A 12,029-nucleotide genomic window follows, 5' to 3' on the forward strand; every position below is an offset into this window, starting at 1 on the left:
GCGGACGAGCATGACGAGCCGATCACCGCCGCCATCTTCCCTCCTAAACCAAAGCCCTCGCGATTCCCCCTGTTGAAGCGCAGACGAGTCATCCTGCTTGCGTTGGCTTTTGGTGCCGCCTGTCTTCCAGGATGCAGCCGCGCCCCCACGAAAGCGCGACTGGTCTCTGTGGCTGTCGATCCGCTTGGCGAAAAGCTCGTGGTAGTTGCTAGTCGTGAGCAAGGCGAAGCACGCGAAAGCTCGCTGAGGCTAGTCGAGGTCGGGGACGGTTCAGAGCGCGTGTTGTCACGTGGATGGAGTTTTCGAGCCGCTTGGTCCCCGGATGGCACGAGGCTCGCGACCGTTCGACTAGCGCCGTCTTCGGCGCAGCCAACGGTGATCCAGATATATGATCGTAGCCTGAATCAGACTGGAAGCGTACAGTTCCCGGGGACACCAAACGTGATCCGCTGGGCACCAGACGGTCAGCACCTTGTGGCCGACACGCTCGACTATCCCAATCTTCGGGTCGAGCTGGCACCAGCGATTGTGGCAATCGACGTATCAGACGGCGAGCACGCCATCGTTGCCTACAATGGGACGCTTTGGAACATTACGAAGCCTTGGCTCGGCAACGACGTACTTGTATACCTCAAGAGGCCCCCGGATCGCAGAACGTCGATTCATGCATTGCGCCTCGGAAACCTGGATGACACGGAAGTGTTGCCGCCGAGCGGGCGAGTCTCCTATGTTTGTGGTTCGCCGCAGGGCAGTCGCTTTGCCGCCATCGACGGTGGCACACTCCTCGTGGGCGAGTTAGCTAATGTACGTGAGATCCGAGCGGTTGCGGACAACGTCTGTGCAGCCACGTGGATTAGCGCACGGGAGGTTGCCATAGGGATGCCCTCAGGCGAGTTGGCGATTCTGAACGTGTTGACAGGAGAAGCCACTGCACTGACGCGTCTCAGCAACAGGGTGGATCACTTGGAGTACGCGCCCAAGCTCGGCCTGGTTTGGAGAGCGGCAGATCAGGTGATGGCCTTATCGCTTGACTCCAGACAGAGTCGGGTGCTGTATTCCTTGGCCAACCTCGGATAACGTGCACGGGGATTAGGCAACCTGGTCGGCGCAGCAGACCAATGGGGAATGCGATACGTGAGACTCCGCCGCCGAGAGGCAGGAAGAAGCCTGGTGACACACACGTCGTTCGAATGCTTCTTCCCGTGCATTGTCCGACCAGCTCGGGGATACGTGGGAGTGATACCGCCAAATGTCCTTTGAGTTCTGTGCGAAGCATCCTGACGGCAGGTCCCGACAGTCAGCCATGCGGCGCCGCTGCGGAGGCCGAGCGCCGCTCCTGGCGGCAGAGCCGATCATCTGGCTTCTCGCCGCCCTTGTTGGGCTGCTTCTCGCGCTGTACTTAGGCAGTCGCTGAGCAGAGGGAGCGCTGGGAATCCAGGGGATGTCTATGAGAAAGTTGATCGTGTCAACACGTGGGCGCGCGCCCCTACATGCCGGAGATGGGGCGTCTCATCACGCAAGATCCTGCGAAGCGGGCATCAGCGTATGGCTACTCGGAAAGCCAGTACGCCTACGTGCAGAACTGCTCCGTCAACAGGATAGACCCGACTGGTCTGTATGACAGCTCCTACTGCGCTCGCCACAACATCCAGTGCATTACGAGTGCAGCAACCGATCAGTCTGCTTGCCAGTTGCGATGCGGTTGGGATATCGGCTTTTGCGGCGGGATTCCTGCCGCGATCGCGTGTGGGATTACTGCAGTTGTCCCGAATCCCTACACTTTGGCTCTCTGTTTGGGTTTGGGGGTCGGCAGCGCCGTAGCCTTTGCGTTATGCTGGCGGGGGTGCGGGAGGGAGTATCAAGCGGTCTCTGAGAGGTGCGAGATTGCATACTGGAACTGCATCCGCTTTGCGGATGACGTAATAGTGAATCCTCCGCCCGACTTCTGGGAGCGCTTTCGATGACGACCACAATCCGCCGACGCGAATTCAGGGCGCGCCTGCCTCTCGTATGGGTTGCGGTGTTTGTCTCGCTGGTGTGTTACTTCGCCGCGTGGACAGGACTGCAGATGTGGGTCGCCCAGACGAGCGCCCAAATGGCCGCGTCAGGTGCGTCTGAGGCCACCGGCTTGGCCTCGCCAGAGAGCTTGCGGCGCGTGGCCCTGCGAGCGACTTGCTTGGCGGCATTCTTCGCCGTAGCCACTGCACTGTTCACGTATTCCGCAATCCGTTACGCGCTTGAGGCTCGACGGTCGTCACTGAAGATCGACAATGACGGACTGATGCTGACCGACTGGATGGGGAAACAGAGGCACATCGCCTTCAGCGATATCGAGGAAGTACGCGTAGTAAGCTACGGCGGTCTATACAAGCCCCGACGGATAGCCATCAAAGCCCGCAATCGCGTAACAAAGCCTCCTCTTTGGCTGTGCGAGCCTCAGGCGTTCATTGAAGCGGTCGTAGACAGAGCAGGACTGGGCGAGCAGTCTGAAAGCTGGGTGGGCATACGGTATGCACGATCCGCGGAGCAGCTATATGTTATGGATGATGAAGCTTGAGAGCTTCACAGCGCGCAGGCTGCACAGGAGAACGACTTACGGGCTAATCCCAGGGACATCTATGACAAAGCTGGCCGTGTCAAGCGGTCATCGGGCAATTGCGGGGACACACGACCTAATTCGCGCGGCCCGCGCCAACGGGCTGAGCGTCGCGACCAGGTGCCTCATCACTTACCTCAGTCGCGATCAGTCTGCCACCGCCCCCTGCGCCTCCGCGTACCACCCCGCGACCTGGCGTCGGGGCGAGTCGCCATTCTCGGCGTATCGCTGCATCAGCGCCTCGAACCCCCGCGCCAGATTGAGCGCCGCGGCCCGGTGCATGTCCAGGATCGCAATCCGCTTCTCCGCCGTGAAAGTCGGGTACACGCCGGCCGCATCCCGCGCGGCGCGCTCGCGGTACGCCGCGAACGCAGCCAGCGCCTCATCCACGTACGCCCGCTCGTAGGCGAGATCCCCCTCGCTCGCCACGCGCTCCTGCATTGACTTCAGAACCGTGAACGCCCTCTGCATGTCCGCGGGAAGCCCGGCGGCCTTGTACTCTACCGCGTCGCGCTTCTCGCCGTCATCGTGACTCGCAGCGCCACGGCCCGAACCATGCGCCTCCGGCCACCCTCCCTCCATGACGATGCTCACCCGCGCCTCGCGCGGCAGTTCCCCGTAGCTCAGGACGACGCAATCCGCCGTCGTTCTTAACCTGCGCCCATTCACGTGCGCGGATTCCATGCGAGGTCCGGCGTTCCGCACTCTGAGGGTGATGCGTTTCTCGCCCCAGCGGATCGGCTCGCGCTGCCAGTATTCCTCGATTGTCGCCGGCACATGGGGATGGAGCGTCAGGGTGTCGGCCCCGTAGATGTACTCGAACAGACCGCGGATCGTCGCCGCCGGGATCCCCAGCGCGTCGTAACACAGGTTCGTCGGGTTGTCCTTGAACCACACGCTCGCGCCGAAGTCCGCAAGCGGAGCGTCCATCTGATAATCCTCGGCAAGCGCCATGGAGCGACGGGCGGAGCGGCGCACGTCCTCGTACTTTCCGAGGCGATAGTACGCCAGGATGGCCCGCGCCTCGCAGGTTGACCACGCGCCGCCGTTGACCCACCGCCCGAACTCCCACAACCCGCTCAACTCCCGGCTGCCCCAGTTCGCGTAGGTATCATCCAGCGACGGCCAGTTCGTGATGATGAAGTCGTTGGGTCGCAGCCCCGGCAGCGACGCAATCTGCGCGTAGATCCTCTCTGCAGTCTTCGCATCCACAGCGCGGAAGGCAATCGCGTCGTGGTTGACCACAGCCTCGAAGTAGCCGTATCGCTCTTGCCCCAGCACGCCGTGTTTCGTACCGTCGGGCTCGACGAACTTGACGAAGTACCCGTCCGCAGTCAGCAGTTGCGGCAAAGACCTCTGCGTCATCTCGCGGCGCTGCTCGTACACCGCCGTCTTGTCCCGGTCGCCGGCGAGCTTGCACAGCTCCACCATCCGGTCGAGCGCCGCCAGGTACGTCACGGATAGGCCCGCGAGATACCCCTTGCCAAAGCTTCCATCCGCCTGCCGCACCCCGCCGTAGGACGGCGCGAGCAGATTGGCCGCAGGCCCGACGAGGAACAGGCCATTGTCCGGGTCGCGCCGTGTTTCGATGAAGTCGCACGCCCGTTCGAGATGCGGCAGATAGCGCCGAATCGCCGCCGCGTCGCGACTGATGAGCAGCAGCTCGGCCTGCATCACGACCCCCGCCGCCGTGAACTCGAACCCCCAGTCGTGGATATCCCAGCGGGAGTCCCCCTGCACCGGCACGCAGCCCCCTGGTGTCGCGCAGTCGCACAGATTTCCCTCCGGCGATACCAGCCCGTGCCAGCCCTCCGTGCGCCCGTCCCCCTGGTGGCGAAACCACAGGTCGTGCGAATGCTGCAGGAACGTCAGCCACGGCTCCTGGAGAAAAGGCAGCGCGCAGTAGGTGGGCCCGTAGCTGTTCTGCACCCACCACCCGCCCCACATCGGCCCCTCAACCAGGCAATCCCAGTCCGCGTTATACAGCATCGAGATGTTGGGCTGGCCGGGACTCGGATGGAAGAATGCAAACGAGCGGTCAATCAACCGGAGGTACTCCACATCCCCCGTGCCCCCGCAGTATCGCCCCTGGTACTCGCCGCAGAGCGCGCCGCTCGTCGCGCCCAGCAGCAGGACCGCGGCAAGCGCCCCCAGTATACTCGTCGCCATCGGTTGGCGGATCAATCCCGCACCTCCCGCTGAATGTGCCACCCCCGCGACGGGTTCGACGCCTCACGCACAAAGCCTTGCCGCTGCCCGCGCTTGACCGCGCGCGAGGAACTGCCCCGCGCTCGGCGAACACAACGTCCACGGACCGCTTCGGGAAAGGCATCCGGACCTGGGGAAAGACGCGTGAAAGCCGCCACCATCGTCGCCATCAGCCTCATCCTTGCGTCCGCGACCGTCGCCGCGGGAGGCGCCTCGCGTGAGCGCCCGCCCTTCTTCCCCATCGGCGTATGGTTCGAGGGCAATCCGGACTGGGGCGGCTATCCGGGCGACCTCGCCGGCGCACGGACCTACTACGACCGGTGCTTCGCCGACCTCGCGGCTCACGGCTTCAACACCGCCACCGTGCCCAACTGCCCCGAGCCGCTGTGGGAGACGCTGCTCCGATCCGCCCAGAAGCACCGCATCAATATCGTCCTCGAAATCCGCCCGCTCGCCGACCTCGTGTCCCAGGGTGAGCCGCTTTCCGAGTCGGAAGTGTACGAGGTCGTGAAGCGCGTCTGCGATAGAATCGGCGCATACGACTCGCTGCTCCGCTATCAGATCCGCGACGAGCCGCCGCCGGACGCCGTGCCCAACTGGTTGATGGTGCGGCGCATCCTCGCCGCCGTTGATCCGTCGCGTCCGGCTTTCTCGTGTTTCAACAACCCCGACGCGCTCGCCCGCGCCAACGAGCGCGGGGATCTCTCAGAGGCGGTGTTCGACATCTACCCGCACGGCGTCGGCACGCCCCCGCAATCCCTGGGTGGATTTCTCCCTGCGCTCGACCGATTCAGCGATGCCGCCGGCGATGCCGCGCCGTGGCCGGTCCTCCAGTCCTTCGCAAAGCCCGAGGCGTGGCGCTACCCGTCGCCGCAGGAACTGCGCGCCGTGACATACCTATCGCTCGCCGCGGGCGCCAAGGGCATGTTCTACTTCCTGTACCAGAGCATGCCGGGTCACCCCGAGAAACTCGAGGGCTTGATTCATCCCGACGGCCGTCCGACGCCGATGTACGCCGCGGCGACCGAACTGGCGCGCGAGTTGGGCACAGTCGCGCCGCTCCTGTTATCTCTGCAGCGGACCGAGCCGCCGGAGAACGTCGAAGGCGATGCGCGCGTGGGAAGCTTTGTCGATGGGGGAGGACGCCGAGTGCTGATCGTCGCCAGCACCCGGCCGGACGCGGCCGTCACGGCGCGGGTCAGTGTCGGCGCCGCTGGGGCCTGGAAGGATAAGATCAGCGGTGAGGTCTTCACGCCCGAGGACGGGACACTCATCATCCCCCTCGCCCCGGGCGCGGGGCGGGTGCTGGCACAGGCTTCCGCGGCCGAGCGCTAACTCACGCCGCCGGCGGGGCCTGGCGCCGGTTCAGCGCAACCGGGCAGCGCGTCCAGCCCAGCAGCTTGCACGCGCGCAAGCGGTTCGTCCCCGCGACGACCCGGTAGCGCCCGTTCGCCTGACGCTCGACAACCAGCGGTTGCAGCAGCCCGTTGGTCTCGATGTGCCTCGCGAGATCCTTGATCCCCTCTTCCTCCGCCTCCGACAAGGCGCCCGGCCGCCACGGATCGTCAATCTCACTGATGTCGATTTCCTGCACCGGCGTGGCTTCGTCCGGATACTGAAACCGCTGTGACGGCAGCGCGTGGCGGTAGGAATAGACGTATGGAATGGCCAGGTCCACCCGCACGTCGCGCTGGAACGCGCGGAAGATGCGCTTGGTGATCTCGTGCGTGATCCGCGGCCGGTCCGTCGCGAGCGTCATGTAGCGCAGGCGCATGTACACGCCGTAATCGTAGAAGTCGGATCGGATGTACGGCTCCTGGCCCGTTTCGCGGATGATGTCGCCGGTCACCTCGCGCGCGACGCTCAGCAGCGTCTGCTCCGCCGCATCCCAGTCCGAGTCAAACGTGATCCGCACGATGACCTCGTCTAGGAAATGCGCCCCCGCCAAGGCCCCCTTCTGCGGCGTGTAGTTGATGACCACCTGCGTGAACAGCATCGCGTTGGGAATGAGGATGTACCGTCCAACCGCCTCCTCACTCCCGATCGTGCCCCCGACTTGGTTGAGCGACGTGTACATCAGGCCGACGTCCATCACGTCGCCATTGAGCCCGAGTGAGGGGAGCATGATGCGGTCGCCGACGCGGAACGGGCGCTTGACGTTGATCAGCGCCCACGCCGCCATGCCGCTCACCGGCGCCTGCAGCGACCAGCCCAGCAGCAGGCCGGCGAACCCTGCCACCATCGCCCCGACGGCGGTCAGGCGGCCGAGCGAAGCGAGGAGCACGATCACCACTGCGACCGCCGCCCCGAAGCGCACCAGCCCCGACAGCATCTGCACTTCGCCGGGCGCGCCGCGGCGCTGGGCGACCCCCAGCCGGACCCCGAGCACCACCACCTCGTACACCGTCAGGATGGCAAACACTGCCATCAGGAAACTGGCGACGTCGCGGCCCTTCGATATCGAGCCGAGGTCGAACCCGCGGCTGTGCAGTTGCTGGAAACCGACGCTCAGGAGCGCGAAGACCACCAGCAGGATGACGTTGCGCTTCACCTGCCCGCTACACCTCGTCGAGACGATTGATCCCCAGGATCAGAGGTTCCCGCTGCGCGCGTGCTTTCCTTTTGCCGGCGCTAATCCGCATCTGCGGATTGTCGCTCCCGGCGCAGCGCCGCGGCTGTCACTTGGACTGAGCGACACGAGCGAAGAGTCTCCATGGTCTCGTCGCGGATACTCAAGCTCCCGCCCGCCGTGGCGCCAGGCTGCTGCCCTCAGTCCGTCCGGCCCCCTCAGCCGCCTACTCGCCCGCGACTGCGATCTCTATCCGGGGCAAGCTGCACAGCGTGTTGTGGACGGTGCACCCCTGCGCCACCCGCAGCAGTGCCTGCTCGCGCTCCTTCGGGAACCCCGCGGGCATGCGCACCATCACCGTCATCTCCGGGACGCAGTGGGTCTGCCGGTCGAGTACGTAGTCCAAATCTACCTCAAACCCCTCGTAAGCAAGCTTCGCGTCGCGACACCAGTTCGCAACGTAGAAGGCGATGCACGCCCCCAGCGACCCCGCGAGCAGGTCAACTGGCGTCGGCCCGCGGTCGTCCCCACCCATCGGTGCGGGCACGTCCGCAATCACCTTGTGCCCGCGCACGTTAATGCTGGAGGCCACCCCGCCTTCATGCTTGACCGTCATCATCGGCATATCTGTTTCCTCACCTCATTGATCTGCGATGCAAGCGCTCCGGTCAGAACGCCATCACTCGCTTCCGTCCCACCCACACCCGCTCCTGTGACGGGTGTTTCACGGTCCCGCGCGTCGGCCACGCTTCACGCCCGACGCCTCCGCACCTCACGGCCGCGCGTGCCCCGCGGCGACGCCGAGCTGCCGGTCCAGCCACGCGAACGCCGCCTCCTGCATCTCCACATTGTAGCAATGCGGCACATCCCACAGCCGCGTCTCGAGCCGGTCGCCGGCGTTCTGCGAGGCCCAGACCGCGCGCATCTTCGCGTACGCCTCGCGCACCGACGGTACGGGAAACAACTCGTCCTGCATCCCGTTGTAGAACAGCATCGGCTTCGGGCACGCCATGCTCGCCACATCGGGGTAATCGAGATGGTTGAACACGCCGGGATGCGTCATCGTGAATGCGGATTGCCCGACGACTTGGTTGTTGCCCGGCACCATCAGCCCCTCGGCCGTCGCCATCCAGCAGATGGCCGCGCCCGCCGCGATGCGATCCGACAGCGCCGCCACCTGCCACGTGCGGAAGCAGCCCATCGAGAGCCCCATCGCCCCCACGCGTTTCGGGTCAACCTCCGGCTGCATCGCCACGAACTCCGCCGCCCGCATGTCTTCATGCGCGATCAGGCCCGCCAGCGACACCCCGAGGTGCAGCAGATTGCTCGCCAGCGCCTGCTGCCCTTCGTACCATGCACCGCCGCGGTCCGACCAGTTGAGCGCATCTGTCACAAAGCATACATACCCGCGCTTCGCCAACTCGTCGCCGATGAACCGCCCCCCGTAGGCTTCGTTCACCCATTCCCTCGCGGAAGCCAGCTTCTCCGCCGGCACGTCCCACGGCTCGATCACCTTCTCCTTCCCGATGTCGAACCGCGCGCCGTGGTCGTGCAGCAGCAGTACCGCCGGAAACGGCCCCGCGCCCTTGGGCACCAGCATGTACCCCAGCACCCGGCTGTCGCCGGTGATGTTGAGCACCACCTTGCGCGCGACGTAGCTCCCGCGATCCTGCTCCGCGATCACCTTCGGCGCGAACGGCACCACCGGCGGCGGCGCCAGCATGCACTCCAATACCTTCGCGCGAGCCGCCGCGCGCCACACCGCGAAGTCATCATAGCTCCCCGACAGCCACGACAGCGGGAACGTCAGCCGCTCCACCAGCGGGTCGCGGAATACCGGCAGATTGTCTTCGACGCCCACGGTCTGGTACGCACCTTCATTCATCTGGACACGCTCCCCGGAATCGGCGGCGGGCGCCGCCGCCGCGATCATCGCCAACACCGCCACCCACGCCGGACAGAACTGGAAGCTTCTCATGCGCCGCTCTTTCCGTCGCAGTCGCCCGCTCGACAGATTCGATTCCCATTCGCCGCGATTCCTTCTCGGACGACGTCAGTCCTGCCGTATCGACGCAGTCACCGCGGCAGATAACGGCGAGCGGTTACCGGCCGAGCACGCGGTTGACAAGCGCGCTGGCTCCAGCTACTGTCTTTCACGTCATGCGTAGCGCGATTCGCTCCGAGCGAGGTACAAGGCGCCAGAAGTCCCGGATTGCGGGCCGGCGCTGTCCGCTCGCCCCGTCAACGCTTCTGTTCATCGCAGGCACGCTCATCGCCGCGCCGGCGGGCGTTCGCGGCGACCAGTCCACGATCTCGGCAGCCCTAGATCGCCCCGCGCACTCCGCACGGATCGAGCACGCGGCACGCGCGCTCACCGTGTCCCTGAAATGCCCCCGCTTCGACTTCGGCGACTCCGCGCCGGTCGGTGGCACCGTCCCCTCCGTGCTCAAAGGCGACATCGCCGGCGGGCAACCCGCGGAGGCGGATTTCCTTCCACTTCCTCTCGATGGCGTCGGCCACCTCGACGTCAAGCTCTTCCTCCAATGGTCGCCCCGGGAGTCCGTCTTACGCAAGTGGGCGCGCTTCCGGCTGAGCCCCGACGGCTCCGCGCGCGTCCTCAACGAAATCATCCTCGAGGACCTCGACACCAGCCTCCGCCCGGTTGAGCTATTGCCGCGCTCGGTGCAAAGCTGCCCGGCCTTTTTTCGAGGCTTCTTTGCGGGCATCGAGTTCCCAATCGCGACGACCCGCATCCAGGACGGGCATCTCCTGCTGGCCCACCGCCCCTGCCTGCGGATGCGACCCGCCATCTGGTACGAAACCCGCAGAGCCGTCTATGGCGTCGCCCCGCACGGCGACGAGAAACGCGCCTTCCAGCGCTACATCGAACGCCATCGCCCGGGGCCAGCCGGGCTTCACGTCAACTACAACAGTTGGTGGACCTCTCCCGTTCCTTACACCGAGCAGGACATCCTCGGACTCATAGACACGTTTAGGCAGCAGCTATACCAACCGCATCGCGCCACATTCGACACTTTCTGCATCGACATGGGCTGGTCGAATTCCCGCAGCATATGGGAGATAGACCCCAAGCTCTTCCCCCAAGGCTTCACCAAGCTCCGCGATGCGCTCGACAAGATGAAATGCCACCTCGGCCTGTGGATCTCTCCAAGCAGCTGCTATCCCTTCGCGCTTGATAATGCATGGGCGATGGAACAGGGGTACGAGACCTTCTCCGTCCCGTGGGGCGAAAGCCCGGCCCGCTTCGCCTGCCTCGCGGGCCCGCGCTACCGCACACGCTTCCAGCAGCGCTTGGTCGAGATGGTTCGGCAATACGGCATCCGCCACATCAAGCTCGACGGCTATCTCTTCGAATGTCCGGCGACGGATCACGGCCACGAGGCCGGCGCGCTCTCATCGGAGCCCATCGCGGACGGCATCATCGCCGTGGCACAAGCGGTCCGCCGAGCCGCCCCCGATATCTGGCTCGAACCGACGTGCTTCGGCTGGAATCCGAGCCCGTGGTGGCTCTTCCATTTCAACTCGGTCATAGGGACCTATGGGGATGATGCGCCGTGGGGGCGCGTTCCCGCGCCGGTCTACCGCGACAGCTACACAACCGCTCGCGACTACTTCAACCTCCAAGGCGCTTTCTGGAACCCGGTGCCGATCGCCGCTCAGGAGGTGCTCGGCATCGTCCACCAGACCCGCGAGCCTTTCCTCAACGACTCCGTCATGACCGTCATGCGCGGGCATATGTTCTTGCCGGTTTACCTCAATCCCGCTCACATGAGTGGCCCGCGCTGGCGGGACTTCGCCGCCCTTCTGACCTGGGCGCGCAAGAACGCGTCGCGCCTTCGGCACACCGAGCCCTTGCTCCCCGCCTCGTGGCTCAACGGCAAATGCCCGCAGTTCACGCCGGACGCGCCGAGGCCCCGCGAGCCGTACGGCTATGCCCACTGGAAAGACGGCCGCGCCCTGATCGCCCTGCGCAACCCCTGGATAGCCCCGCAGACGTTTGCTCTGGAGTTGCCGCGAACCCCGGCCGCGCCGGCACGCCACGCCAGCCTCTCTGTCATCAGCCTCTATCCCGAGCCCCGCGTGTACGGCAGAAGCGTGCGTCCCGGAGATACGCTCGACGTGCCGCTCGCCCCCTACGAGACCGTCGTGCTCGCCGTCGCGCCGGAGCAGCAGACGCGCGGACTGCCCGACGTTGCACGGGCCTCTCGGGACTGGATCACCGCTCGCGTCTCCCGGCGCGACGTGAGCAAGGTCGCCTACGAAGGCCCCTCCGTCTCCTTCGGGCCTGACTGGACGAGCCTGGTGGGGAATGCGGTACAGGGCGTTCGGGTCGAGTTGGAAGCCGAGGTCGCAGTGACGTCGCCGCACGCCGATCTCCTCGTGCTCTTGGAGGACGATTCATCACCCGAGGCGCTATGCCGCATCGAGATCGACGGGCGCCAAGCGCCGATCACCTCAACCGGCTCCGAAGGGGGTTGGGGCGCAAGTGGTCATCCCAAGCCCGAGCACTGGCTGTTCTTCCGCACAGCCCTAAGCCCCGGCGATCACGACGTTCGCTTGGAACTGCTGACCGGCGATGCTTCACCAGCGGTGTCGGTGTGGGTGTGGGCGGCCAAACCGGGGGGGCCGAGCGCA

Annotated in this window: 9 protein-coding genes; 5 read left to right on the forward strand and 4 right to left on the reverse strand. The window is 65.3% G+C overall.

What is annotated here, in order from left to right:
• Nucleotides 1–474: 474 nt before the first annotated feature.
• The 3 genes from JSV65_08345 (at nt 475) to JSV65_08355 (ending at nt 2,557) form a co-directional block, all read left to right on the forward strand.
• Complete coding sequence (locus JSV65_08345) at nt 475–1,077, forward strand: hypothetical protein (protein ID UCH36349.1); 603 nt, start codon at nt 475–477, stop codon at nt 1,075–1,077.
• A 413-nt stretch (nt 1,078–1,490) separates the two neighbouring features.
• Entirely contained in the window at nt 1,491–1,964 is a 474-nt protein-coding gene (locus JSV65_08350) for a hypothetical protein (protein ID UCH36350.1), read from the forward strand.
• The gene (locus JSV65_08355; GenBank protein UCH36351.1) at nt 1,961–2,557 is read left to right on the forward strand and encodes a hypothetical protein; all 597 of its coding nucleotides are present in this window, start codon (nt 1,961–1,963) and stop codon (nt 2,555–2,557) included. Before JSV65_08350 ends, JSV65_08355 begins: the two co-directional genes overlap by 4 nt.
• A gap of 186 nt (nt 2,558–2,743) precedes the next feature.
• On the opposite strand, the gene JSV65_08360 is transcribed toward JSV65_08355, so the two are convergent.
• A complete protein-coding gene (locus tag JSV65_08360; GenBank protein UCH36352.1) occupies nt 2,744–4,780 on the reverse strand; it encodes a hypothetical protein in 2,037 nt (678 codons plus the stop codon).
• Between the two features lie 168 nt (nt 4,781–4,948).
• Here JSV65_08360 and JSV65_08365 point away from each other — a divergent pair, with 168 nt between their 5' ends.
• Complete coding sequence (locus JSV65_08365; protein UCH36353.1) at nt 4,949–6,139, forward strand: hypothetical protein; 1,191 nt, start codon at nt 4,949–4,951, stop codon at nt 6,137–6,139.
• Between the two features lies 1 nt (nt 6,140).
• On the opposite strand, the gene JSV65_08370 is transcribed toward JSV65_08365, so the two are convergent.
• From JSV65_08370 to JSV65_08380, 3 genes are all read right to left on the reverse strand, one after another.
• Nucleotides 6,141–7,355 (reverse strand): mechanosensitive ion channel, encoded by a 1,215-nt coding sequence (locus tag JSV65_08370; protein ID UCH36354.1) that lies wholly within the window; start codon nt 7,353–7,355, stop codon nt 6,141–6,143.
• Nucleotides 7,356–7,599: 244 nt separating this feature from the next.
• Nucleotides 7,600–7,998, reverse strand: coding sequence for an OsmC family protein (locus JSV65_08375; GenBank protein UCH36355.1), 399 nt, complete (start codon nt 7,996–7,998; stop codon nt 7,600–7,602).
• 147 nt (nt 7,999–8,145) lie between these two features.
• Nucleotides 8,146–9,306: a dienelactone hydrolase family protein gene (locus JSV65_08380; GenBank protein ID UCH36728.1), complete on the reverse strand. Its 1,161-nt coding sequence runs from the start codon at nt 9,304–9,306 to the stop codon at nt 8,146–8,148.
• Between the two features lie 443 nt (nt 9,307–9,749).
• Between JSV65_08380 and JSV65_08385 the strand changes: the two genes are divergently transcribed.
• The coding region (locus JSV65_08385; GenBank protein UCH36356.1) for a hypothetical protein at nt 9,750–12,029 on the forward strand (2,280 nt) is incomplete at its 3' end.

This window comes from Armatimonadota bacterium (genome assembly GCA_020354555.1).
Taxonomy (GTDB): domain Bacteria; phylum Armatimonadota; class Hebobacteria.

Coding starts and splice junctions, on each gene's coding strand:
- JSV65_08350 (UCH36350.1), top strand. CDS start 1,491: ATGCCGGAGATGGGGCGTCTCATCACGCAAGATCCTGCGAAGCGGGCA.
- JSV65_08355 (UCH36351.1), top strand. CDS start 1,961: ATGACGACCACAATCCGCCGACGCGAATTCAGGGCGCGCCTGCCTCTC.
- JSV65_08375 (UCH36355.1), bottom strand. CDS start 7,998: ATGCCGATGATGACGGTCAAGCATGAAGGCGGGGTGGCCTCCAGCATT.
- JSV65_08380 (UCH36728.1), bottom strand. CDS start 9,306: ATGATCGCGGCGGCGGCGCCCGCCGCCGATTCCGGGGAGCGTGTCCAG.